This is a genomic window from Lederbergia lenta NBRC 16444 (assembly GCF_001591545.1).
Taxonomy (GTDB): domain Bacteria; phylum Bacillota; class Bacilli; order Bacillales; family Bacillaceae_C; genus Lederbergia; species Lederbergia lenta.
The window spans coordinates 415448-438702 of sequence record NZ_BCVC01000001.1 but is presented as its reverse complement, the minus strand read 5'-3'; the positions used below and the strand labels follow the sequence as shown (position 1 = coordinate 438702).

Sequence of the window (23255 nt, the reverse complement as noted above, 5' to 3'; positions counted from 1 at the left end):
AACTATATATGAAAAGCTAATAGTCTTATTATAATAACCAGAGGTGCTATTATGAAAAGGTTCGAAACTTCAAATATATTAAAACAATTACCTACCCAATTTTTTGCTTCACTTGTACAAAAAGTCAATCAAGCTATTGCTGATGGCCATGATGTGATCAATCTCGGGCAAGGTAACCCTGACCTACCTACGCCTATCCATATTGTAAAACGCCTAAGATCGGCAGCTGAACAACACAGCAATCATGGCTATCCTCCATTTCGCGGCAAGCCTGAGTTAAAACAAGCTGTAACAGAATTTTATCAGCGAGAATATGGTGTGCATCTGGATCCCAAAACAGAAGTTGCGATTTTATTTGGCGGTAAAGCTGGGCTTGGCGAATTGCCACAATGCCTTTTGAATCCTGGTGATACAATGCTTGTTCCCGACCCGGGTTATCCAGATTATTGGTCAGGAGCCGCATTAGCAAAAGCTCATATGGAAATGATACCGCTCACTGCTAATAATAAGTTTCTCCCTCAATACGAAGAAATTCCTATGGATATTATCAAGAAAGCAAAGCTATTAATTCTAAATTATCCTAATAATCCAACTGGTGCGATAGCGAACTTAGACTTTTTCAAAAAAACAGTTGATTTTGCATCCCAAAATGATATTTGTGTTGTTCATGATTTCGCCTACAGTGCAATAGGTTTTGACAATAAAAAGCCAATTAGTTTTTTACAAACACCCGGCGCAAAGAATATTGGTGTGGAAATATACACAATGTCAAAAACTTATAATATGGCAGGCTGGCGGATCGCTTTTGCTGTTGGAAATCCTTCCGTCATCGAAGCTATCAATCTCATACAAGACCATTTATACGTAAGCCTGTTTGGGGCGGTACAAGATGCAGCAATTGAAGCCTTGTCTAGCTCACAAGAATCCACCAATCAATTAAATGCTACTTATGAAAAAAGGCGAAATGTACTTATTTCAAGCTTGCATGATATTGGCTGGGAAGTCCAGTCACCCCCAGGATCTTTCTTTGCATGGCTAAAAGTTCCTACGGGGTATACCTCAGAATCATTTGCAGATTTATTACTTGAGCAAGCTCATATTGCTGTGGCTCCAGGAATTGGTTTCGGTAAACATGGAGAAGGCTATATTAGAGTTGGTCTTCTAACTACAGAAGAACGTCTCCGCGAAGCTGCACACAGAATAGCTAAACTTGATATTTTTTAAAATGAAAATAAAAGAAGAGAGGCAATCTCAAGCTTGAATTGCCTCTCACTAAAGTTTATTATACAATTATCTGTCTATTCGAATCTCTTAAACCTTTCATCACGCGAAGCAATCTATCTATTTCTTTTTCTTTCACTTCATTAATACAAGAAATTTGCAGCCAATTTTTTTCTTGCAAATAAGAACTTTCATAATGCACGCTAAAGCCATTTAAATACAAATTATCTCCTAGTTGCTTTGCACATTCTCCTTCTGGTGGAGAAATCGTTAAAATTGTTGGTGCAGTAACGCCTTCATTTGCTAAAACAGAAAATCCTATTTCTTCCAAACCTTTTCTGATAACTAAAAAGCGATCTCTCATTTGGTCGTATACTATTTCCGACTGATCGTATCTCTTCAATGCTGCTGCTAATGCTCCTACCAGGTTGGAAGATTGGGTATATGGAATTCCTCCTGACTCAGCATATATACCAAGATCAAGATAGCGCGGCAAGCTATTCGTTTGTTTGACAGCCTCCTCATGAAAAACGAAGGAAAGACCTGTATAACTCGCTAATGCTTTACCACTCACTCCTGATGCAAATGCAACGCCATCTAAATCGATTGGAAGTGTGCCAATGGAACTAATACAATCTATAGCTAGTTTGCTCCCACACTGTTTGCTAATCTTTTTTAATATCTCTAAGTCATTTAAAATTCCTGTAGATGTTTCACAATGCACCGCCCAAATCCAGCGATAATCTTCTTTTTCTACTTGCCATTGTATTTCATCTTCTGTAAATGCCATTCCCCATTCTGCTTCCAGTCTATCAAATTGCAATCCAAATCGTACAGCATGATTGACTAATCGCCTTCCAAATTCTCCATTTACAAGTATTAATCCTTTCCCACCCAATAAGCTTAATTGTCCAGTCACAACATCATTTGCTAATGTACCAGTCCCATGTAATAATTGGACAAAATTAGCGTTAACTAGCTTTTTTAATTTCATTTGTACATCCAGAAGTAAATTATCAAATTCCTTAGACCTATGGGAATATGGAGTAGTAGCAAGCGCTTGTTGCACTTCAGCTGGGATTGTTGCGGGTCCAGGCAGAAAATTATTTTGCTCTTTTAAAATCCTTCCCGCTATTCCTGCATCAAAAGTAGCTTTCGTTAAATACATTGGTTGAAAAGCTGCATCTTCATCTCCTGTTAGGAAAGCAAAACCTTGAAAACCCATTTGCCCATATAGTTTTTGTTCTCTCGTTGTCCCAGAAATAACAGCGGCATCATAGCCCAACTTCAAACAGAAACGAATCAACGCTTGCGCTATCCCTAGAAATACTCGCCCATTTCGATATTTTTGGTCAACTGCTAGCAATCTTATCTCACATGGATGGTCTACATGAACAGGTAGATGCTGCTCGATTTCACCAATTTTTCCATCAAGAGAAAATGGTCGATTACTGCGCACGCAAATCATGCCAATAACCTGCCCCTCTTTCAAACAAACAATATATGTATTTTCATCATGAAACTTATCTACTAGTGTATGTGAATCATTTTTTTCATGTTGAGGAATTTCCTCTACAAACGTCCGGTAATTTAACTGTTTAATTTGGTCAAATTCCGCTGGTTGATTAGCAATCTTATAGATGAAACTCATCAGCTGATTTTCCTTTCGATGAAAATTTTTTCGGTAATATTGCGTCGATGCGCAAAAATGACAAGTGCAGAAATGATACTAGAAACAATAATTGCTGGCCACTCGAAAGAAAATAGTATCATTATAACTGGTAAAATAAATAGAGCAGCCATCCCTGCTAACGTAACACTTTTAAAAACAAGATAAATAATTAAAAAAACACCGGTAAATACAGAAAATAAGATCGGATGAAAAGCAAGCATTCCACCAATATAAGTAGACATCCCTTTACCACCATGAAAGTGAAGTACGACTGGAAATATATGACCGATAATTACTGCTAATAAAATAAATAATTGCCATTCTAAAGTAAATCCAAGCCATCTAGCCAATAATAAGGTTATTGCTCCTTTCCCGGCGTCGCCAAAAAAGGTAATAACAAATGCAGATTTACCGAATAATCTACCTGCATTACGTGCTCCCGCATTTCCGCTTCCTTCATGATAAATTTCTTTTTGATAAAAAAATTTAGCGAGTACGTGTCCCGTTAACATATTTCCGATTATATAAGCTCCTATTAGTAAAATTATCTCCTTCATAATACTCCCTTAATACAACGCTTATTTGTACATAATTTTAACATAATTTGGTCACATTTGTTATATAAAAAAAAAGAGAGACCTTTTATATTGAGAAGTAAACAAAAAACAATGGCTCTCCATTGTCGGGAGCCATTGTTTAACAATAAAATGATCAAAGAAGTTTTATTGATTCTCTAATAAATGCTGGCAAATCATCTGGTGTTCGACTTGTCACCAATTGATTGGAGCAAACAACAACTTCTTCATCTTTATAATCTACGCCTGCATATTCCATGTCCACTTTAATAGATTTATACCCTGTTGCTTTTCTACCTTCCAAAGACTTAGCAGTAATTAATAACTGCGGACCATGACAGATAGCGAAAACAGGTTTTTTCTCATCCATAAATGCTTTCGTAAATGTAACAAATCTTTCGTCAGCCCTTAGTTGATCAGGTGAAAAGCCCCCTGGAAGAAATAAAGCATCAAAATCATCAGGGTTGACTGTATCAATCCCTTCATCAATCTTAACCTTTGCTTTTCCCTGTTTACCAGTGACTGTTTTACCTGCTTCTTTTTCAATAGTAACAACTGTGTGTCCCTCTTCTTTAAACGCTGAAGCTGGATCAGTATATTCCGAGTCCTCGAACATATCAGTAATCAATGTTGCTATCTTCTTACCCATTATTAACCTCATCCCCTATTCTTATAGTCTCTTCTTCATCTATCTTCCCTCTCAACAAATGATAAAACATAGTTTTCACAAGTTTGTCATGATCAGATTCGTGATATTATCATGCTAAATTTGGTATGATAGATAGAGTGATAAGAAAGAGTGATAAGCATGAGGAAAATCCTTTTAATATATACAAGTGCTACAGGAAATACAGAAATGATGGCTGAAGCAATTATAGCTGTAATAAAAAATAACCGGTTGCAACTTTCGATTAAAGATGCATTTGATGTCGAACCAGAGGAACTTCTTCATTATGATGGGATATTGATTGGAACATATACATGGGATGGTGGAGTCATTCCTGATGAATTCATGGATTTTTATGAAGAATTGGACGCTCTTAACTTGAAGGGAATAAAAGCAGCTACTTTCGGTTCAGGTGATTCTTACTACACTTCGACATACGGATCCGCTATACACCTATTTGCCAATAAGCTTGAAGAACTGGGTGCAGATATTGCACTTGATAGCTTGATCATTGATTTACAACCTGATGACGATGGGATAGAAGCTTGCAATAATTTTGCCGAACATTTTATAAAGACACTAGTTGCCCAATGAAACACTCGCAAAAAATGACAGTCATTCGCTGTCATTTTTTTGTTATTTCCCAAGAAATAATGACGAATTAAGTTTTTCATTATAGACATATTTACTAAAATATTATATAGTTAGCTAGGTAACTATTAATCAGGAGGAATATTATGACGAAACATCAGGAATTATTCCATCAATTATTCCAAACGTCTAGAATCTTTGCAAAAAACCTAAATGAAAAGCTATCTGATCTTGGTATATATAGCTCACAATGGACAATTATTTATTGTTTAAAGCGATCGGGGCCTGCAACACAGGCGGAGCTTTGTCAATATTTAAATGTAGAAGCTCCAACAATGACGAGAACTATCACAAGGCTTGTAAATGCAGGTTGGGTCAGTAAAACAACCGGCAGAAACAATCGTGAGAAACGAATTGAGTTAACAGAAGCAGCACATTCAACATACCCATTATGGGAAAAAACGGTTTCTGAATTTGAAGAAACTGCGTTAAATGGAATCACGGACGCAGATATTAAAACTTTAAATACACACTTTCAACAAATTTTAGGCAACATGAATATTCAGGAGTGATAATAATTGCAAAAACAACCATTATGGACAAAAAATTTCATGGGCGTATCCATGTCAAATTTCTTTTTATTTTTAACTTTTTATTTGTTAATGGTAACATTACCCATTTATACGATGGAACAACTCAATGGAAGTGCAGCTGAGATTGGGCTTGTAGTTACCATATTTTTGATCGGTGCTATCATTGTTCGCCCATTTTCTGGCATATGGATCGTACATATAGGTGAAAGAAAGATGCTTACAATCTCACTTACACTTATACTAATCTCAAGTGTCTTATATTGTTTCTCGAACTCTCTCATTACATTATTGATCTTTCGATTTATTCACGGTTTGGGCTTTGGGATGGCAACCACTGCAACCAATACACTCGTCGCAAAGTTAATTCCTGACAATCGTCGTGGAGAAGGCATGGGGTATTATGCCACTTTTATGAACTTAGCAATGGTCCTTGGTCCCTTTATAGGCCTTACTTTAGTTCAATATATAAGCTTTACAATGATATTTATTATTTGTACGATTTTTGGTGTATTATCCATTCTCTTCCTTTCCCTTATTTCTATGAAACAAATAGAAGCTCAATCTATTACCAAACCGAAAATGCAGTTTACTTTTAAACAACTCATTTATAAAAAAGCAGTTCCTATTTCTATCGTAGCAGGTACACTGGCCATTGGATATGCAAGTATATTATCGTTTGTTTCTGTGTATGCGGCAGAATTAAATCTTATATCAGCGGCTAGCTATTTCTTCGTCGTATATGCAGTATTTCTACTAGCATCAAGACCGTTCACTGGAAAATGGTTTGATCAGTACGGTGAGAATGTGATTATCTACCCTGCCATACTATTATTCGGAATTGGTGTGTTACTACTCAGTCAAGCACAAGGAACCTTTGTATTTCTGTTATCTGGTGCGGTCATTGGCATTGGCTTTGGAACAATTACTTCTGCATTGCAAACAATCGCCATTCGTACTGCCTCTCAACATAGTATAGGGATGGCAACATCTACTTATTTTACATTTTTCGATACTGGCATTGGTTTTGGATCATTTATATTAGGGACAATTGCTGTAAGTATGGGATATTCTAAACTTTACTTTATTTTAGGATTCTTCATCCTCGCTTGTCTTGGATTATATTATTTACTACATGGTCGCGTCCAACATTCCAAGCCTTCGGAAAATTAGTAAATATGAAACTCCTTAAACATAAGGCGATTTTATCATCACTCTTACTTCCTACTGAATTGCAAAAAACAGACGGATTGTATTTAACTGCACCCCAATTGTTAGACACACTCTAACAATTGAAGGTGTTGTTTTTTTATCATTTCTTCTACAAAAACACCTTTCACCTCTACCCTCATATTTTATATCTATTAGCACAATGAAATTCTCTCAAATAACTAAGAGGATGACCATGAGATTATATTCGGTCATCCTCTTCTGCTATATATATTTATTCTGCATCTGCCGGTGTTCGGGGTAAAATCAATACTTCTACTCGCCGATTTAACGCTCTGCCTTCATCTGTGTTATTATCTCCTATCGGAACAAATTCTCCGAAACCTTTGGCACTGAATAAGCGCGGATCGAGTTTTTCATCTTCTAAGAGGATTTTCATAAAGTTAACAGCCCTCATTACACTAAGTTCCCAGTTTGAATTGAATGCGGCATTACGAATTGGAATATTGTCTGTATGACCGCTAATAATAATATTTCTTGGAGGTTCCATTTCCAACAACACAGCCAACTCTCTTGCCGTCTTTTCATCTTCTTTTCTTACCTCTGCACGCCCAGACTGAAATAAAACATTATCTCTAATTGTAAGTAATAATCCTTCGCTAGTTAATGCAGTATCAAATTTATTATTCATGTCATTTTTCTGAATGTAGGCATTTACCTTTGCCTGTACGGCTTCCAATTCTTGCTGATCCTGTAATTCAAATATTTCATGAGACTCATCTATTATTTCCGTTACGTTTTCTTCAGGCTCTACTACTTCATCAGTACCGCTACTTCCTGTCTGCGATTTTTCAGGATGATCTTTACTATGATCCTCATCCTCTACAGGCGATTGATATTCAATCGGACCTGTCCCCCCCATGAAGATTCCATTAAATACTTGAGACATTTGCTGGAATTTTTGAGCATCTACTGCACTTGAAGCAAATAACACAATAAAAAGCGCTAAAAGTAATGTCAATAAATCAGCATAAGGGAGAAGCCACGACTCATCTACGTGACCTTCGTCTGCTTTCTTTTTCCTACGCTTCGCCATCTTGGGCTTCACCGCTTTCTTGTGCTAATTCATTACGTTCCGAAGTTGGTAAGTACGATGCCAGCTTTTGTTCAATTACACGCGGTGCTTCCCCTTCTAGAATCGACAAAATCCCCTCGACCATCATTTCTTTTATACGCACTTCTTCTTTTGATTTGCGTTTTAATTTATTTGCGAATGGATGCCACCATACATAGCCTGTAAATATACCCAACATCGTTGCAACGAAGGCTGCTGAAATCGCTCTGCCTAATTCGTCCGTATTATCCATATTCCCCAATGCGGCAATTAAACCAATAACCGCTCCCAAAACACCTAAAGTAGGTGCATACGTACCTGCTTGTGAAAAAATGGAAGCCCCTACTACATGGCGCTCTTCCATTGCATCAATTTCTTCATTTAACACGTCTCGAATGTAATCCGCACTTTGCCCATCAACGGCCAAACTAATACCATGTCTCATAAATGGCTCATCAATTTCATCAATTTTACTTTCTAAAGCGAGTAATCCCTCTTTTCTTGCTAATTGTGCAAGATCTGAAAAGTGAAAAATCAAATCTTTAGGCTTTAACATTTTACGATCTTTAAATATAATACCGAAAAGTTTTGGAACCCTTTTAATCTCTGATGTAGGAAAAGCCGTAACGACACTTGCTGCTGTACCAACTAAAATGATCAATATCGCGGCAGGATTAAATAAGGCCATGAGACCTACACCTTTTAGTACCATCCCTACTCCTATTGCTACTACTCCTAAAATAAATCCAATTAACGTTGTTTTATCCATTCTTTTCACCCTAAACTTTGTAAATGTCTTATTTAATATATCGACACAATCAAACAAATTTCAATGCTTTTTTATCAACTCAATAAATTTCACAAATTTATCATTGTTTCGCACTAATATTAGTTGTTTTTATTAAGAAATAAGCAAATAGATGAAATAACATACGCTTACTAACTTAAGTTGCCATTCTATCTCCATTCAACAACAAAAGAGAGACCCTCAAGCCTCCCTTCATTCTGTATATTGATATTTGGTTTCTAATCTATCTTGCCATACTGCGACAATACTACAAATTCCCCAATAAATGAATGCGACTAATATATACATAGTCATGAAATCAAATTCTCTACCACCGACGATTTTTGCTCGATGAAATAAATCAGGTACGGTTATCATCGCTGCTAATGATGAAGCTTTGATCAAATCGAGTAATACATTAGACAGCGGCGGTATTGCTATCCTCGTTGCCTGGGGTAAAATAATTAACCTCATCGTTTGCCAATATGTTAATCCAAGAGCACCAGCCGCCTCCCATTGCCCTTTATTTACAGAAGTGAGTGCTGAACGGATTATTTCTGCCATATATGCTGCACTGTGTAGACTGAAGCCAATTAATGCACAAGTGAGGGCACCGTATTCGATCCCCACATTTGGAAGACCAAAATATAGTAAAAACAAAAAAACAAGCATTGGTATTCCTCGCATAAATGATATGTAAAGACGTGCTGGCCATCTCAGAATGGAAAATTTCGACATTCGTCCAAGGGCTATAAAGAAAGCAAGTATTAGACCGATTCCCATGCCCGCAAATGAGATAAGCAAAGTATACCAAATGCCTTGAAATACATATGGAAAGGATTCAATGGCAAGTGGGAGATCAAAAATATGTTGCCATTGGATATCTTTCATCTTACATTCTCCTCATTACTCAAAATCTAGATCTTGTTTTACAGAAACGTCTGCACCACCATAAAATTGTTTAGATAAAGTTGTAATTGTTCCATCTTCATGCATTTCTTTTAAAACTTCATTAACTTTCCCAAGCAGATCATCATTACCTTTTTTCACAACAATACCTTGTTCACTAGGACGATAACGGATGTCTGGATGGATCGTAATATTCAATTCAGGAAATGCAGTCAGAGCAAGACTTTGTAAATAATAATCATTTAGAATGATATCTGTTCTTCCAATTGAAACATCACTTAAATACTGTTCATTCGTTACATTATCGTAAGACACTTCTTTTGCACCGTATTCACGAGCCAACTGCATGTATATCGTTGTAGATTCACCAGCGGCTTTTTTACCTTTTAAATCATTTAAAGTTTTAATTCCCGATAAGTCATCCTTACGCACGACTGCACTACCAAATGAATATTTATAAGGTTCAGAAAGTGAGAATTTTTCCTTTCGCTCATCTGTGATCGAAATATCATTAGCCACTACATCTACTTTACCGCTATTCAGCGATGTTAGCATCCCATCAATTCCCATTTCTAAAAACTTAATTTCAAGATTCAGGCGGCTCGCTATTTCTTTTAAAATTTCCACTTCATAACCAGTTAAATCATCTGTTCCACTTTCATGGTAAGAAGTAGGAAATAGCGTCCCTGAGGTACCCGCAACTATTTCCCCTTTTTCCTCAATTTTTTCCCAAGCAGTTTTCGATTGTTTCCCATCTTTATTATTACTATTTTCATCATTTTTTGTTCCGCATGCCCCAAGCAAACCGACGATTAACACTAAGAATGCGATAAGACCTCTATATGAATTACTTTTTTTCACCATAACAACTCCTCCTTCTTAATTTCCCTATAAAACCATACATGGCAAATGTAATTATTGCAAACGGATTGCATTGTACAATAATTCAAAAATATAAAAACCGCCTCCTTTTATAGTTAGAGACGGTTATTTCTATAATGGTTGATTTTTAACTGATTGTTTCTTTCTCAAATTGAATAGCTGGGCCAAAAAATTCATAACGAATATTATTTTCTGGGATACCTAGGCTATAAAGCATGCCTAAGACATTTTTTAAGAACGGTACAGGTCCGCATACATAACACACCGTGTCTTTTTTTATTTTATCAGCCAAAAACTCTTTGTTTATATAACCAGTGAAATGATGTTTTCCATCTATATTTGCCGGCTTTTCGTATCCAAAATAACTAACTCCATTCGTAAGTTCCCCTACTATTTCTGCCGCTTCACTTGCAAAGGCATGTACTGATTCATTTCTTGCTGAATGAATAAATGTAATTTTTCTTGTTGATTGTGCACGCTCTAATGTTTCTAACATGCTCATCATTGGGGTAAGCCCGACACCACCGCTAATCAATGCAATTGGGTTAGATTCCTCTGTATTTAGTACAAAATCTCCGGCAGGTGCACTAACTTCGATTTTATCACCTATTAGTAGTTGGTCATGCAGGTATGTGGATACTTTCCCATTCGGATGATTTTCAGCTTCTTTTTTAACACTAATTCTAAAAAATCCATTTCCCGATGCACAGGATAGACTATATTGTCTATTTAAAGCATATTTCTCTCCTGGAATATGCACCCGGACTGTAATATATTGTCCAGCTTGATAAGCCGGTACTTTCTTCCCGTCCACTGGCTTCAAATAAAATGATGTAATAACATCACTTTCTTGTCGTTTATTGATGATTTCAAAGTTCTTGAAGCCGTCCCAACCGTTTTCTTGATCTTTGGCCGCTTGATACATTTCTTCTTCTACATCTATAAACACTTGGGCGATTACACCATAAGTCTCTGCCCACGCATTAATTATTTCATCCGTAGCAGCATCTCCAAGTACTTCCTTTATGGCCTCTAATAAATGCTGCCCTACTATTGGATAATGTTCTGGTTTTACCCCCAGTCCGCGATGTTTATTCGCTACTTGCTTTACAGCAGGCAATAGAGATTCTAAACGATCAATATTCGCAGCCGCAGTATAAACCATATTGGCTAATGCTGTTTGTTGTCTACCTTGTGATTGATTCACATGATTAAAAATGTTAAGTAACTCTGGATGATTTTCAAATAATTTTTTATAAAATACTGACGTGATCGTAACTCCGTGCACTTCTAATACCGGTACGGTTGATTTAATAATGTCGATTGTTTTCTGTGAGAGTGCCATAGTTCAATCTCCTTTTAAAGATGTATTTTGAATACACCTTTACTTTATCGCGCTTGAATTACTAAAGCAATATTTTAAATACATGTTTAAAAAAGCTGTCACAAAAACGTCTTGGAATGTTCATGATTAAAAACACATGATGACTTCGACTCTTCTTTAATGAATTATATATTTACCCGATATCATTCTGCATATGCATATTTCTTATTAGCATCTTGATAAATAAGATATAATAAGATCCAAGCAGGTGATTATTATGAGATTAACTAACTATACAGATTTTTCTTTACGCACCTTGATTTTTCTAGCAGCTAAAGATCCTAGTGAACTGTCAACCATTACTGAAATTGCCGAGGCATATAGTATATCTAAAAACCATTTGACGAAAGTAGTTCATGAACTTGGTAAAATCGGAGCAATAGAAACATTGAGAGGAAGAGGTGGAGGTATCCGTCTAGCTATTCCTCCCGAAGAGATAAATATAGGTGCGATTGTCAGAAAAACGGAAGAAGATTTTAAACTTGTTCCTTGCTTTGAAGAAGGAGGATCGCATACATGTGTTATTTCACCTGTATGCAGTTTAAAACATGCTCTCCACAGAGCTTTAACAGCTTATTTATCTGTTCTTGATGAATATACCCTCGCTGATTTAGTAGCTACTCCCCATGATTATCGAGTTTTATTAGGAATAGAAACACGCGAATAAATTACTTTTACTAAATTACGGGATTAATCATAAAAAACAAATTACTGCTTTATTGGCATTCTTCTTTGAGATTGGTAAAATGGATAAGAAGATTCTGAACTCGAAGGAGAATGCTGAATGGAAAATTTCCAGAAAAATCTAGACAAATATGCTGAACTTGCCGTTAAAGTTGGTGTTAACATTCAAAACGGCCAGACACTAGTCGTCAATGCTGGCATTGATAACGCCGAATTCATAAGACTTATCGTAAAAAAATCTTATGAAGCTGGAGCAAAAAATGTAATTGTTAATTGGAATGATGATGTCGTATCAAAATTAAAGTATGATCTAGCTCCAGACGAAGCTTTTCATGAATACCCAGCTTGGCGAGCCCGTGAATTAGAGGAACTAGCCGAAAACAGTGCTGCATTCATGTCCGTCGTCTCTTCTAGTCCTGACTTATTAAAAGGAGTCAATCCAGATCGCATCGCTAATTTCCAAAAAGCAGCTGGTAAATCTTTATCTAAATATCGTCAGTATATGCAATCTGACAAGGTAAGTTGGACTGTTATTGCCGCTCCATCCCAAGATTGGGCAGCAAAAGTGTTTCCTAATGAAGCACCTGAAGAACAATTGTCTAAACTTTGGAATGCTATTTTTAAAGCCACAAGGGCGGATCTAGATAATCCAATTGATGTATGGAAAACGCATGACAAGACGCTCTATCAAAAAGTTGAATATTTAAATAAAAAGCGCTATAAAAAGCTTCATTACACTGCACCTGGAACAGATTTAACAATTGAATTGCCTAAAGGACACCTATGGGCAGGAGCTGGTAGTGTTAATGAAAAAGGTCATGAGTTTATGGCGAATATGCCAACGGAGGAAGTCTTTACAGTCCCTCACAAAAATGGGGTAAATGGATTTGTTGCTAGTACAAAACCATTAAGTTACGGCGGTAATATTATTGATGAATTTACAGTTACATTTGAAAATGGCCGGATCATTGATGTGAAAGCGAAAGAAGGGGAAGCTATTTTAAAACAGCTTGTCGAAACAGATGAAGGATCACATTATCTAGGTGAAGTTGCTTTAGTACCTTTTAATTCACCAATTTCACAATCAAACATCTTATTTTATAACACTTTATTTGATGAAAATGCATCCAACCACCTTGCCATTGGTAGCGCCTATGCTTTTTGTCTTGAAGGTGGAAAACAAATGTCTCAAGAAGAATTAGCGGAACATGGTCTAAACTCAAGCATTACCCATGTTGATTTCATGATTGGCTCCGCTGAAATGGATATTGACGGAATAACGGAAGCTGGAGAAGCAGAACCGATTTTCCGCAAAGGTGATTGGGCATTTTAAACAGCCAATCATAAAAGCGTGAATTGAAATTTTTTGAGGTGTCCTTATAAGATGAGCTTGACCTTTTGCCAAGCTCCTAGTTGAGGTCAATAAGGTGGTTGAAATGAGCTCATTTCAACTACCTTTTCAAATTATTTCTTACGTTATAAAAGTGAATAAGTGGTTGGGAAAGATCCCCCTTTTTCACAGTTAGGAGAAGCATTCGCTCGCCCTTTAGAAAATGAGCGATAAAATCCGAGAAAAAGAATCTTTCCAATCGGAAAATAAAAAGACTATAAACGGCCGTTTTCCGGTTTGTCTACAGTCTTAGAGCCCAGCATTTTTTCTTCAGGCTCTTCCCTATTCTATATATATCTTTTATATTTTCTATGCTTCTTCTTATCAGCATGGTTTTCTTTTCATAATAAAGGTGAACTACTTTTATCACTTTATTATTAATAATATTCGATTTCGGTTTCCCACCCCTGGTTTAATATAGCTTTTTGAGATGTACTAATATCTTCATCTAAATCAGTTACAATCCCCTTTTCCTTCGCTTCAAGAACCACGGGAATTTCGTAAAAAAGTTGTGAATGGACATGCTTTTGCAAAGTTTTTGTTGAAACAAATTTATTTTCCATGTCAAGCAATGCATCGGATCGCCCCTTTATCACCAAGCTATTATCCGAATGTCTGAATACAATAGAGCCATCAGAATTACACCTAATTCTACTCGTCAATCTATCCATATAGCATCTTCCCTCCTTGAGAATTTTGTTAAGCTTCTCAACATCCGGTTGTGCCACAATAACTTGACTTACCCTTCTAACTCTTTACCCACTCCTTCCATTCTTTAAACATAAAAGTTCTAAGTAAATCCTGACTAGAGCACGTGATGATAACAAATGCTATAATGATGTGGACGTTAAATTATTAGAGGTGAAAGTCTTGGAACAACCACAAAAAAAGTTTATGAAAGAATCTGTAACAATAAAAACAAGTCATGTATTTCCCCCAGATGCTAATCATCTTGGTACTTTATTCGGTGGTAAATTAATGTCATATATCGATGATGTTGCATCCATTGCCGCACTTAAATTTGCTAGAAACCTTGTTGTAACTGCATCAACTGATTCAGTAGACTTTATTAAGCCCATACGAGTTGGTGACGCTGTAACTCTTGAGGCGATGGTTACTTGGACAGGCCGCAGTTCAATGGAAGTATTCGTTAAAATAATGGCTGAACATTTATTAACGGGTGAGCGTGCTGTAGCAGCATTATCGTTTTTGACCTTTGTCGCTTTAGACGAAAATGGTAAACCAACAGCAGTGCCTCAAGTAATTCCAGAAACTGCCGAAGAACGTTGGCTAAACGAAACAGCAAGTACAAGAGCCGCACACCGTAAAGTTCGCAAACAAGAAAGCAAAGATCTTGTAGCGTTTTTCTCTGATAATGCAAAAGGCAACTAAACAGCCGTTCCGCTACGGCTGTTTTTCTAATAGAGACCTCATTTTTACCTATTTCTTTTCTCCTGCCTTTTTCAAATATTCCCCATTACATGATCATTCAATATTTTACAGAAGGATTAAGTTTTAATAACATGATTACATTGGTAATTTTATGCAAATCCTCTCCTATCAATATTACTCTTGATTATCCAGCATCCCACACTGTAATATTTCCTTTTTTCCATTTTATGTATCAAGCATTTTTATATAAAATTGTCTATAATTATGGCAAAGCGCAGGCGCCACTTGTACATAGTGGATATTGAAGTTACATATGAAACCTCTGAATATAAAAATTCATGCTTTTTCTAACGAAATAATCTTAAATTAAATTATGCAAAGGTATGGTGAAAATATGTTTTCTAATACAGAAATAGGTATTGACTTAGGTACGGCAAACATACTTGTCTACACGAAAAATAAAGGTATTATTATTAATGAACCTTCCGTAGTAGCTGTAAATAATGATACAAAGAGAGTTCTTGCAGTCGGCATAGAAGCTAAAAATATGGTAGGGAAAACACCAGGTAATATTACTGCAGTTCGCCCATTACGTGATGGCGTTATTGCTGACTTTGATATTACAAGCCAACTTCTTAAAGAGGTCATGAAAAAGGCAGGAAAGACTTTAGGTTTTGCTGTACGCAAACCAGATGTTGTTGTATGTACTCCTTCAGGCGCAACATCTGTGGAACGTAGGGCTATTCATGATGCAGTAAAATCTTGTGGCGCAAAAAATGTACACCTTATTGAGGAACCTGTAGCAGCGGCCATCGGAGCTGACCTTCCTGTGGAAGAGCCGGTTGCGAATGTAATTGTTGATATTGGTGGTGGTACAACAGAGGTCGCTATTATATCCTATGGCGGGGTTGTTACTTGTAATACTGTAAGAGTCGGCGGTGATTTATTCGATGAAAATATTATTCATCACGTAAGAAAACACTATAATCTGCTTATAGGTGAACGTACCGCAGAACAAATTAAAATTGAGATAGGTCACGCTTTAATCGAACATCCTGAGAAAACAATGGATGTTCGTGGTCGGGATCTTGTTACTGGCCTGCCACAAACTGTTACACTCAACTCTATCGAAATACAAAATGCACTAAAAGAATCATTGCTTCATATATTAGAAGCAATTAGAGCTACGTTAGAAAACTCTCCTGCCGAATTAAGCGGTGATATCGTCGATCGTGGAGTAGTCCTAACAGGCGGTGGTTCTCTCCTAAACGGAATTCAAGAATGGCTAAGTAAAGAAATCATCGTGCCAGTTCATATAGCACCAAATCCTTTAGAATCCGTCGCAATCGGCACCGGCAGATCACTCAAATTCATTAATAAGTTACAAAAAGCAGCTAAATAAAGAAAAGTGGAGGCAACCTTGAACAGCCCCGATTAGCTATTTAGTGACGTACCAATTGAACCCGCATGATGTGGTTCCTCATCGTTAAAACCGTAAGTGGCGGTTTTAGTTGAGGAACCTTTTGTTCCGAGATAAAGTCAACAATGTATGCCTCCGTATTAACTTATCATAGGAAAAATCCTGAAGTTTGTTAGGCGCTGAAAAGCAGAGGTTAAAACTTTAAATAACTTTCTTTCCATTTAAAAAGCCCCTAGAAGAAAACTCTTCTAGGGACTTTTAATTATTATCTCTTATTCTTGATCACTATCTTTTATTTCTTCTTTTTCTTGCCTCTTATCTTCACGCATTTCAGCAGTCAAAGCATCGATGCTTCCTCGGACATTGTGCTTACCCGACAGGTTTTCTAGCATTTCTTTTACATCTATTCCAGATGATGCTTTCAATGTTTCCTGCATCGTCGCCATTAGATTTGTTGCATAGCCTGATACTTTATTCGCGCCACCTTCACTGTTTCCACCAGTATCAACAACAGTAATTTTGTCGATATTGCCAAGTGGTGCAGCAACTTGTTTTGCATATTCAGGAAGCATTTTTAGAACCATATCGAGAACTGCAGCTTCGCCGAATTGCTCGAATGCTTCCGCAACTTTTTCCTTCGCTTCCGCCTCTGCAAGTCCTTTCAAACGAATAACTTCCGCTTCAGATTCCCCTTGTGCTCGTTGTGCATCGGCTTTCGCTACACCATCAAGACGTACGCGTTCCGCTTCCGCTTTGGCTGTTGCTTCTACTCGATACTGATGAGCATCAGCTTCTGCCATCTGCTTCATCTTCTCTGCATTTGCAGCTTGTTCCACAGAATAACGATCCGCATCGGCTTTCTTCTTCACTTCAGAATCATATTGGAGTTCACGACGTAAAATCTCTTTCTCTTCAAGCTCAATTTGCTTTTGACGCTCGATAATCTTAATTTGCATCTCATGCTCTGTTACTTCTTGCTTTGCCCGAGCAGTTTCTAAATCGTATGCTTGGTCAGCTGTAGCTCTAGCGATATCTTGCTCGCGACGATATTCTGCCATTTTTAATTGATTAACCTTTTCAGCCTCAGCAATTTCAGTTGCGCGCTCAAGCTCAGACTTCTTCGCCTCTTTGGAAGCTTCTGCGCGTTTAATACGTGTCTCTTTATCTGCATCAGCAGTCGCAATATCAGCGTCTCTTTTCACTTGTGCAATCCGTGGTTTACCGAGTGAATCTAGATATCCATTTTTATCACGTACTTCTTTAATTGTAAAAGAAACAATAATTAATCCCATTTTCGCCAAGTCTTGTGAAGCAACCCGTTGCACTTCTTGAGAAAACTTGTCGCGGTTTTTGTAAATTTCTTCTACTGTCATCGATCCTAAAATCGAACGTAGATGACCTTCCAATACTTCTTTCGCTTCATTTTCTCGGTCTTCTTTCTTCTTTCCTAAAAATTGCTCTGCAGCAGTTGCAATTTCACCAATCGAACCGCCTATTTTAATAATGGCAGTTCCATCTGCCATCACTGGAACACCTTGCTCTGTATAAACTTCGGGTGTTGTTACTTCTAGTTTACTAGACAGCAAGCTAAGTGGTTCTGCTTGTTGGAAAACTGGAAGAACGAAAGTACCTCCACCGCGAATAATTTTAATTTTATTCCCGCCGTCATCCGTGTGAACATTTTTCCCACCAAGGTAACTACCTGTCACGATTAATGCTTCATCTGGTCCAGCTGTACGATATTTCGTAACAAACACACCAATTAAGGCAATAAGTATAAAAGCAACAATACCGATAACAACCCAAATACCAAGATCTATTGATTCCATATAGTATTTCCCCCTCTAACTATTTAAGTAAAACTTTTTTGATACGGTATAACATATAGAACACCGCTTTTTACTTCAATGACGAGCACTTCTTCCCCTTCATCAATCGGCGTATCTTCAAAGCTTGCTGCTGGCTTCGAAATCATTCCACTGTAACTCTCTATTACTACCTCGCCATATCCATTTTCAGGTATAGAGATAATAATTTTCCCCACTCGTCCCTCTAACGATTTTTCGGTGTAGCTAAGCGACTGTTCAGCGGAGGCCATTGGAATTAACACAAATACATTCAACAAAACATCAAGCAAGACACTTACCAACGCAGCAATAATGATGATAATAAAACTGTTTAACGATGTAATCTTTTCAAGAATGTATCCCCCTGCAGAAAAGAATGTAATAAAGGCTAAAATCAATACAGGGTTTAAAAATCCAGTAGCTTCAGCAATCCCTTCTAATACATCACCGAAAAATAAATATAAAATCGTTAAACTTCCGGAAACAATAAGCAATATGAGATAGATTGTTTCAATCGGCATACTAAACAGTGTCATGAACATCAATCCCTTTACGTGTATTATATTTCCTTAAATACAATCACCGTCCTTCTTCTTTATTCGGCTTTGATTGTATTTATACGAATGAATGGATAAAAGGTTTCATTTTTATAAAAAAACTATTTTTTAATCTTCTAAATAATTATATACTATTGGACTAAAAAAAGGATAGCCCCGAGATCGGCGGCTATCCTTTTCATCCTATCACTTTTAATTCGCCCTTTTTTCTATTGCGCTCTTCATCTCTTTTGCACAGTTTGACAAACAAATAAACAAATGGAGTATCAAGAATTGCAACTAAAAATTTAAACACATATTGAGTCAAAATCATCGCTAATAAAGCTGTAATTGGCATCGTACCATAAAAAGCAATCATAATAAAAATCGTCGTATCCACAAGCTGACTAATCATCGTTGACGCATTATTACGAATCCATAACTTCTTTTCTCCATGTTTCTGCTTCAGCCGGTGAAAGACAGATACATCTAGATTTTGACTAACAAGAAAAGATAACAGACTTGCAATTGTCACTCTAAAGCCGGCAGTAAATATCGTTTCAAATTCTCCTTGAAATTCATAAAAAGAGGCTGCAGGCAATTTAATTGTAACAAAGATAAAAATGACTGCCATCATTTGTGTGACCAATCCAGCAGTTACTGTTTTCCTGGCCACTTCTTTTCCATACACTTCTGTAATTGTATCTAATAATGGATAAGTAAATACATAAATAATTACAGCAGCCGGAAGAATAGCCCAGTTTCCTATACTAAATAATTTCACGGCTAAAATATTTGATAAAATTAATAATCCAACGAACGCTCCATTTAAATATAATAACACTGTTTAATCTCCCTTATCGATTATCCACTTTCTCTGGATACATATCATGGTTCATCATACGATGATCAGCCATCTGTACATACTTTGTTCCCGGCTTCCCATAATTACAGTACGGATCAATGGACAAACCACCTCGTGGAGTGAATTTCCCCCAAACTTCGATATAACGCGGTTCTAAAAGCTTAATTAAATCATTCATAATGATGTTTACACAGTCTTCATGGAAGTCTCCGTGATTTCTAAAACTGAATAAATACAGTTTTAGAGATTTACTTTCAACAATTTTCTGATCAGGTATGTAGCTAATATACATCGTCGCAAAGTCCGGTTGGTGTGTCTGTGGACAAAGGGATGTAAATTCTGGACAGTTAAATTTCACAAAATAATCCCTGTTTGGGTGTAAATTATCAATTGATTCAAGCACATCCGGGGAATATTTAAATAAATACTTCGTGTTTTGATTACCTAATAATGATAAGTCTTGCAATGTGTCTTCATTTCTTCCAGCCATAAAAAAAGCCTCCCTATTCTTTACCCATGTCAAGGAGGGGTTCACAACATAAGGAAATAAAAAAAGCCATATCGCGAATGGATATGGCTCTTTTCATCATCCATAGTTTTTTATAGAGGGTTTAACGCTATGAACCTCTCCCGTTTGGGTGTATGTAATTATATTGGTATCATACTGGACAAATTAATTTTCGTCAATCGGTGCCTATTACTTTTATTAATCAGAACTTTTAAGTAATATAATAATATAAAAGAAAGGGTGGAAAAAATGTCATTATTAACAGAAATTCTCGATTACAACAAAACTTTTATCGATGAAAAATTATATGAGGCCTATACAACTACAAAGTTTCCTGATAAGAAACTCGTTATTTTAACTTGTATGGATACACGCTTGGTTGAGCTGTTACATAAAGCAATGAATATGAAAAATGGTGATGTTAAAGTCGTAAAAACTGCTGGAGCTGTAGTAAAAAATCCATTTGGAAGTATTATGCGAAGTCTATTAATTGCTGTCTATGAGTTAAAAGCAGATGAAGTATATGTTATTGGTCACCATGATTGCGGTATGAGTATGATTGAAAGTGAAAAAATGCTTGAACATATGACATCACGTGGTATTACACAAGAAACGATCGATATTATTAAAAACTCTGGTGTTAAGCTTGACCAGTGGCTTGAAGGCTTTGACAGTGTGGAACTTAGTGTGGAACATAGTGTTAACATGATTCGAAACCACCCACTTATGGCAGACGAGATACCTGTACACGGTCTTGTGATCGACCCTGAAACTGGAAAACTTGATTTAGTCGTGGATGGATATGATAGATAATTTGTAGAAGGAATCTCCCCCAAAAAGAAGACTTCTTCTAATAAAACCTCTTGCCAACAAATTTAATGGCAAGAGGTTTTATTATTTATTTTGCATTATGATTAAAATTTTTTTCAGGCAATTCGTCAATTGTGCTGGAATCATTAGAGTTCAGAGCAGATCCAATAAAATAAACGAGAAAAACTGCAATCGCTCCCAACACAGCTGCTAAGCCTAGCAATACCCCTAATTGCATGCAAATCCCCCCTTATACAAAATAATCATACAGATGTACACGAAAAAAGAATGGAACTGCCTTCTTTTTTCAAAGCGGCTGAATACAATAGATAAATGATAGACTTACTTATATTTAGTATAGAGAAGATTTTGCTGTTAATCAAAGAAACTTTGTATTATAATAGGTAAAGTAAAAAATATGTGACTGAATTATGGCTCCGTAGCTCAGTGGATAGAGCGTAAGTTTCCTAAACTTTGCGTCGCAGGTTCGATTCCTGCCGGGGCCGTACCTTAAAAGATAATGACAGCAAGACTTGCAGCGTTTTATCGTTTCACTAACACTGTCCCAAGACATATAATTGCTCACCTTCAGTATACTAAAGTGCAATTTAACATATTTCACATCCACATGAAAGACTCCGTTCATATGAGCGGGGTCTTTTACTCTGCTTTCATCTGTCTATCCCATCAGAAACCTTAACATTTCTTAACAGCCTACTACTACCGCTATTATTTACTTAAATCTCATTGTCTTAGTTTGAACTATGTTATCCACTGTTTCGGAGGGGATTTTAGCTACTTTTCCTATGAACCACTTGGCGGCACTTTCAACTTTAGCTATATTAATTTCTTCTGCGTTTAACCGATCGTTAAATTCTCCTCTAAGTCTTTCGACTTCTTCCGTTCTCGTTGCTCCGGAATATATATTTGCAATGACGGGTTTACTTTTGTCGTAAGTGTATGGACCTACTAACGTATCCTTACCTTCGAAATCCACAGTACAAAGCCCCATTTGCGGGTTGCCCGCGCTATCAAATTGAACTAAACCCACATCTAGTTGTAGTTTGAAATCTTCTTTATCTTCACCCAGAATCACTTGTAAAACTTCCATCTTTTCTATTATTGTTCCTTTGGTTCGCTCTCTCAAATATCTAGCTAAATCTTCTCGATAATCTTCGTATACACTACCACTAGTAGACATAAAGGCATTACCTGCATCCAATATAATATCCTTATCTCTTTTTGACACCACACCACCACCTTGTCCCGTTGCTCTAGAATCAGCAGCAATCATAACAAAGGGACTATTTGTTGGCGGTACTACGCAAATCAACAATACCACTGTCATTCATATCACCACCATTATCAGAATTATAGAAATTCCCCCAAACAATTACTAGCAAGTATCGTAACTTAAGAAGGCCGTCCGTCGCTCGGACGCCCCCCCTTTTAATGCTTGGTCAAGGATCGATCCTCAACAACAATAAACCGCCAACTTTGTCTAATATACATTGAATATGCCTTATTTCATTAGCCTCTGTGTGGACATTGAATATGTTACTCTCCCTCTACCCTTTGTATGAGATGCTCATACATTATAAACGCTGTTTTCTCACCAATGCCTTCCATATCCGTGAGCGTCTGCATCCTTCCCTTTATTTTATTCCATGCCTCCATGACAGCTACTTTTAGAGGGATGATCTTGGCATTCACTTGGATTCATGTTCCAATCCTAATTTTGATTTCCATTTTCAACATAAGTAACTAGGTATTTTATAGATTAAGATATAAAAAACATTGAAATGGTCTCAGTCGGTTCCTAAACTTCGCGTCGCAGGTTCGATTCCTGCCAGAGCGTTTATTGAACTTTCTTTGTGCGGTTCTCCATTATCTTGTGATCCGCTCTTTTGTGTCATATGCAAGATTTCCTCCTATTATCTGTTAAAAATTCAGAATTTTACGTTTACTAATGGTATGTAAGGGAAAATAAATATTATCACTTTATTTTTTCTCGGTATGTAACCATTTGATTGGCATACATTTTTAGAAATGGGAGGGATTTAAATGGATTTATGGATAACGATCGGTCTTGTTGCTGTGTTGGCTTCCATCGCCGTATTTCTCTGTTATTTCATTAGTGGCGCACTTAATTTTGATGATGCTAAAAGAGTAGACAAAGCTCGAACAGGTAAAATTGATCAAGATTCATAGTAAAAAAGGCGCCTGTGTTTCATACGATAG

Annotated in this window: 25 protein-coding genes and 1 tRNA gene; 11 read left to right on the top strand and 15 right to left on the bottom strand. The window is 36.8% G+C overall.

Annotated features, from left to right (window positions below; all coding sequences use genetic code 11):
• Window positions 1-51 precede the first annotated feature (51 nt).
• Complete coding sequence (locus BLE01S_RS01900) at window positions 52-1224, top strand: pyridoxal phosphate-dependent aminotransferase (protein ID WP_066136734.1); 1173 nt, start codon at window positions 52-54, stop codon at window positions 1222-1224.
• A 58-nt stretch (window positions 1225-1282) separates the two neighbouring features.
• On the opposite strand, the gene BLE01S_RS01895 is transcribed toward BLE01S_RS01900, so the two are convergent.
• The 3 genes from BLE01S_RS01895 to BLE01S_RS01885 form a co-directional block, all read right to left on the bottom strand.
• Window positions 1283-2872, bottom strand: coding sequence for an aminotransferase class V-fold PLP-dependent enzyme (locus tag BLE01S_RS01895; RefSeq protein ID WP_066136731.1), 1590 nt, complete (start codon window positions 2870-2872; stop codon window positions 1283-1285).
• On the bottom strand, window positions 2872-3450 hold the full coding sequence (locus BLE01S_RS01890; RefSeq protein ID WP_066136728.1) for a glycerol-3-phosphate acyltransferase: 579 nt from the start codon (window positions 3448-3450) through the stop codon (window positions 2872-2874). Before BLE01S_RS01890 ends, BLE01S_RS01895 begins: the two co-directional genes overlap by 1 nt.
• A gap of 154 nt (window positions 3451-3604) precedes the next feature.
• The gene (locus tag BLE01S_RS01885; protein WP_066136725.1) at window positions 3605-4117 is read right to left on the bottom strand and encodes a type 1 glutamine amidotransferase domain-containing protein; all 513 of its coding nucleotides are present in this window, start codon (window positions 4115-4117) and stop codon (window positions 3605-3607) included.
• A 159-nt stretch (window positions 4118-4276) separates the two neighbouring features.
• Between BLE01S_RS01885 and BLE01S_RS01880 the strand changes: the two genes are divergently transcribed.
• From BLE01S_RS01880 to BLE01S_RS01870, 3 genes are all read left to right on the top strand, one after another.
• A complete protein-coding gene (locus BLE01S_RS01880; RefSeq protein ID WP_066136723.1) occupies window positions 4277-4729 on the top strand; it encodes a flavodoxin in 453 nt (150 codons plus the stop codon).
• Between the two features lie 143 nt (window positions 4730-4872).
• On the top strand, window positions 4873-5298 hold the full coding sequence (locus tag BLE01S_RS01875) for a MarR family winged helix-turn-helix transcriptional regulator (RefSeq protein ID WP_066136720.1): 426 nt from the start codon (window positions 4873-4875) through the stop codon (window positions 5296-5298).
• A 6-nt stretch (window positions 5299-5304) separates the two neighbouring features.
• Window positions 5305-6489: an MFS transporter gene (locus tag BLE01S_RS01870; RefSeq protein WP_066136717.1), complete on the top strand. Its 1185-nt coding sequence runs from the start codon at window positions 5305-5307 to the stop codon at window positions 6487-6489.
• 271 nt (window positions 6490-6760) lie between these two features.
• Here the strand turns inward: BLE01S_RS01870 and motB are convergent, their stop codons facing one another.
• From motB to hmpA, 5 genes are all read right to left on the bottom strand, one after another.
• Window positions 6761-7582 (bottom strand): flagellar motor protein MotB, encoded by an 822-nt coding sequence (gene motB / locus BLE01S_RS01865; RefSeq protein ID WP_066136714.1) that lies wholly within the window; start codon window positions 7580-7582, stop codon window positions 6761-6763.
• Window positions 7569-8369, bottom strand: a complete 801-nt coding sequence (motA, locus tag BLE01S_RS01860; protein WP_066136711.1) for a flagellar motor stator protein MotA — start codon at window positions 8367-8369, stop codon at window positions 7569-7571. Before motA ends, motB begins: the two co-directional genes overlap by 14 nt.
• Before the next feature lie 231 nt (window positions 8370-8600).
• Complete coding sequence (locus BLE01S_RS01855) at window positions 8601-9278, bottom strand: amino acid ABC transporter permease (RefSeq protein WP_066136708.1); 678 nt, start codon at window positions 9276-9278, stop codon at window positions 8601-8603.
• Between the two features lie 15 nt (window positions 9279-9293).
• Entirely contained in the window at window positions 9294-10160 is an 867-nt protein-coding gene (locus BLE01S_RS01850) for a transporter substrate-binding domain-containing protein (protein ID WP_082788549.1), read from the bottom strand.
• A 145-nt stretch (window positions 10161-10305) separates the two neighbouring features.
• Window positions 10306-11523, bottom strand: coding sequence for an NO-inducible flavohemoprotein (gene hmpA, locus BLE01S_RS01845; RefSeq protein ID WP_066136705.1), 1218 nt, complete (start codon window positions 11521-11523; stop codon window positions 10306-10308).
• Window positions 11524-11779: 256 nt separating this feature from the next.
• Between hmpA and BLE01S_RS01840 the strand changes: the two genes are divergently transcribed.
• Window positions 11780-12229: an Rrf2 family transcriptional regulator gene (locus BLE01S_RS01840; protein WP_066136702.1), complete on the top strand. Its 450-nt coding sequence runs from the start codon at window positions 11780-11782 to the stop codon at window positions 12227-12229.
• Window positions 12230-12346: 117 nt separating this feature from the next.
• Window positions 12347-13579 (top strand): aminopeptidase, encoded by a 1233-nt coding sequence (locus tag BLE01S_RS01835; RefSeq protein ID WP_066136699.1) that lies wholly within the window; start codon window positions 12347-12349, stop codon window positions 13577-13579.
• Between the two features lie 434 nt (window positions 13580-14013).
• Here the strand turns inward: BLE01S_RS01835 and BLE01S_RS01830 are convergent, their stop codons facing one another.
• On the bottom strand, window positions 14014-14307 hold the full coding sequence (locus BLE01S_RS01830; RefSeq protein ID WP_066136696.1) for a hypothetical protein: 294 nt from the start codon (window positions 14305-14307) through the stop codon (window positions 14014-14016).
• Between the two features lie 223 nt (window positions 14308-14530).
• Here BLE01S_RS01830 and BLE01S_RS01825 point away from each other — a divergent pair, with 223 nt between their 5' ends.
• A complete protein-coding gene (locus BLE01S_RS01825) occupies window positions 14531-15028 on the top strand; it encodes an acyl-CoA thioesterase (protein ID WP_066140758.1) in 498 nt (165 codons plus the stop codon).
• 394 nt (window positions 15029-15422) lie between these two features.
• Window positions 15423-16430, top strand: a complete 1008-nt coding sequence (mreBH, locus tag BLE01S_RS01820; protein ID WP_066136693.1) for a rod-share determining protein MreBH — start codon at window positions 15423-15425, stop codon at window positions 16428-16430.
• Window positions 16431-16720: 290 nt separating this feature from the next.
• Here mreBH and floT read toward each other — a convergent pair whose 3' ends face one another.
• The 4 genes from floT to queF form a co-directional block, all read right to left on the bottom strand.
• A complete protein-coding gene (gene floT, locus BLE01S_RS01815) occupies window positions 16721-18277 on the bottom strand; it encodes a flotillin lipid rafts scaffold protein FloT (RefSeq protein WP_066136690.1) in 1557 nt (518 codons plus the stop codon).
• Window positions 18278-18300: 23 nt separating this feature from the next.
• On the bottom strand, window positions 18301-18831 hold the full coding sequence (locus BLE01S_RS01810) for an NfeD family membrane protein (protein ID WP_066136687.1): 531 nt from the start codon (window positions 18829-18831) through the stop codon (window positions 18301-18303).
• Between the two features lie 199 nt (window positions 18832-19030).
• Complete coding sequence (locus tag BLE01S_RS01805; protein ID WP_066136685.1) at window positions 19031-19675, bottom strand: queuosine precursor transporter; 645 nt, start codon at window positions 19673-19675, stop codon at window positions 19031-19033.
• 13 nt (window positions 19676-19688) lie between these two features.
• Complete coding sequence (gene queF, locus BLE01S_RS01800) at window positions 19689-20186, bottom strand: preQ(1) synthase (RefSeq protein ID WP_066136682.1); 498 nt, start codon at window positions 20184-20186, stop codon at window positions 19689-19691.
• A 267-nt stretch (window positions 20187-20453) separates the two neighbouring features.
• On the opposite strand from queF, the gene BLE01S_RS01795 reads away from it, so the two are divergent.
• Complete coding sequence (locus BLE01S_RS01795) at window positions 20454-21017, top strand: beta-class carbonic anhydrase (protein WP_066136679.1); 564 nt, start codon at window positions 20454-20456, stop codon at window positions 21015-21017.
• Window positions 21018-21102: 85 nt separating this feature from the next.
• On the opposite strand, the gene BLE01S_RS20950 is transcribed toward BLE01S_RS01795, so the two are convergent.
• Complete coding sequence (locus BLE01S_RS20950) at window positions 21103-21252, bottom strand: hypothetical protein (RefSeq protein ID WP_169800011.1); 150 nt, start codon at window positions 21250-21252, stop codon at window positions 21103-21105.
• Between the two features lie 195 nt (window positions 21253-21447).
• On the opposite strand from BLE01S_RS20950, the gene BLE01S_RS01790 reads away from it, so the two are divergent.
• Window positions 21448-21520, top strand: a tRNA-Arg gene (locus BLE01S_RS01790).
• Window positions 21521-21747: 227 nt separating this feature from the next.
• Here BLE01S_RS01790 and BLE01S_RS01785 read toward each other — a convergent pair.
• Window positions 21748-22362 (bottom strand): hypothetical protein, encoded by a 615-nt coding sequence (locus BLE01S_RS01785; protein ID WP_066136676.1) that lies wholly within the window; start codon window positions 22360-22362, stop codon window positions 21748-21750.
• A gap of 716 nt (window positions 22363-23078) precedes the next feature.
• Here BLE01S_RS01785 and BLE01S_RS20945 point away from each other — a divergent pair.
• Window positions 23079-23225, top strand: coding sequence for a hypothetical protein (locus BLE01S_RS20945; protein ID WP_169800010.1), 147 nt, complete (start codon window positions 23079-23081; stop codon window positions 23223-23225).
• Window positions 23226-23255 lie beyond the last annotated feature (30 nt).

What these genes read in the sequence shown, in the direction of transcription:
- BLE01S_RS01785 (WP_066136676.1), bottom strand. Translation starts at nt 22,362, where the DNA reads ATGACAGTGGTATTGTTGATTTGCGTAGTACCGCCAACAAATAGTCCC.
- BLE01S_RS01835 (WP_066136699.1), top strand. Translation starts at nt 12,347, where the DNA reads ATGGAAAATTTCCAGAAAAATCTAGACAAATATGCTGAACTTGCCGTT.
- BLE01S_RS01810 (WP_066136687.1), bottom strand. Translation starts at nt 18,831, where the DNA reads ATGACACTGTTTAGTATGCCGATTGAAACAATCTATCTCATATTGCTT.
- hmpA (WP_066136705.1), bottom strand. Translation starts at nt 11,523, where the DNA reads ATGGCACTCTCACAGAAAACAATCGACATTATTAAATCAACCGTACCG.
- motB (WP_066136714.1), bottom strand. Translation starts at nt 7,582, where the DNA reads ATGGCGAAGCGTAGGAAAAAGAAAGCAGACGAAGGTCACGTAGATGAG.
- BLE01S_RS01855 (WP_066136708.1), bottom strand. Translation starts at nt 9,278, where the DNA reads ATGAAAGATATCCAATGGCAACATATTTTTGATCTCCCACTTGCCATT.
- BLE01S_RS01885 (WP_066136725.1), bottom strand. Translation starts at nt 4,117, where the DNA reads ATGGGTAAGAAGATAGCAACATTGATTACTGATATGTTCGAGGACTCG.
- BLE01S_RS20945 (WP_169800010.1), top strand. Translation starts at nt 23,079, where the DNA reads ATGGATTTATGGATAACGATCGGTCTTGTTGCTGTGTTGGCTTCCATC.
- BLE01S_RS01880 (WP_066136723.1), top strand. Translation starts at nt 4,277, where the DNA reads ATGAGGAAAATCCTTTTAATATATACAAGTGCTACAGGAAATACAGAA.
- BLE01S_RS01895 (WP_066136731.1), bottom strand. Translation starts at nt 2,872, where the DNA reads ATGAGTTTCATCTATAAGATTGCTAATCAACCAGCGGAATTTGACCAA.
- BLE01S_RS01830 (WP_066136696.1), bottom strand. Translation starts at nt 14,307, where the DNA reads ATGGATAGATTGACGAGTAGAATTAGGTGTAATTCTGATGGCTCTATT.
- BLE01S_RS01795 (WP_066136679.1), top strand. Translation starts at nt 20,454, where the DNA reads ATGTCATTATTAACAGAAATTCTCGATTACAACAAAACTTTTATCGAT.
- mreBH (WP_066136693.1), top strand. Translation starts at nt 15,423, where the DNA reads ATGTTTTCTAATACAGAAATAGGTATTGACTTAGGTACGGCAAACATA.
- BLE01S_RS01850 (WP_082788549.1), bottom strand. Translation starts at nt 10,160, where the DNA reads ATGGTGAAAAAAAGTAATTCATATAGAGGTCTTATCGCATTCTTAGTG.
- motA (WP_066136711.1), bottom strand. Translation starts at nt 8,369, where the DNA reads ATGGATAAAACAACGTTAATTGGATTTATTTTAGGAGTAGTAGCAATA.
- BLE01S_RS01890 (WP_066136728.1), bottom strand. Translation starts at nt 3,450, where the DNA reads ATGAAGGAGATAATTTTACTAATAGGAGCTTATATAATCGGAAATATG.
- queF (WP_066136682.1), bottom strand. Translation starts at nt 20,186, where the DNA reads ATGGCTGGAAGAAATGAAGACACATTGCAAGACTTATCATTATTAGGT.
- BLE01S_RS01825 (WP_066140758.1), top strand. Translation starts at nt 14,531, where the DNA reads ATGAAAGAATCTGTAACAATAAAAACAAGTCATGTATTTCCCCCAGAT.
- floT (WP_066136690.1), bottom strand. Translation starts at nt 18,277, where the DNA reads ATGGAATCAATAGATCTTGGTATTTGGGTTGTTATCGGTATTGTTGCT.
- BLE01S_RS01900 (WP_066136734.1), top strand. Translation starts at nt 52, where the DNA reads ATGAAAAGGTTCGAAACTTCAAATATATTAAAACAATTACCTACCCAA.
- BLE01S_RS01840 (WP_066136702.1), top strand. Translation starts at nt 11,780, where the DNA reads ATGAGATTAACTAACTATACAGATTTTTCTTTACGCACCTTGATTTTT.
- BLE01S_RS20950 (WP_169800011.1), bottom strand. Translation starts at nt 21,252, where the DNA reads ATGCAATTAGGGGTATTGCTAGGCTTAGCAGCTGTGTTGGGAGCGATT.
- BLE01S_RS01875 (WP_066136720.1), top strand. Translation starts at nt 4,873, where the DNA reads ATGACGAAACATCAGGAATTATTCCATCAATTATTCCAAACGTCTAGA.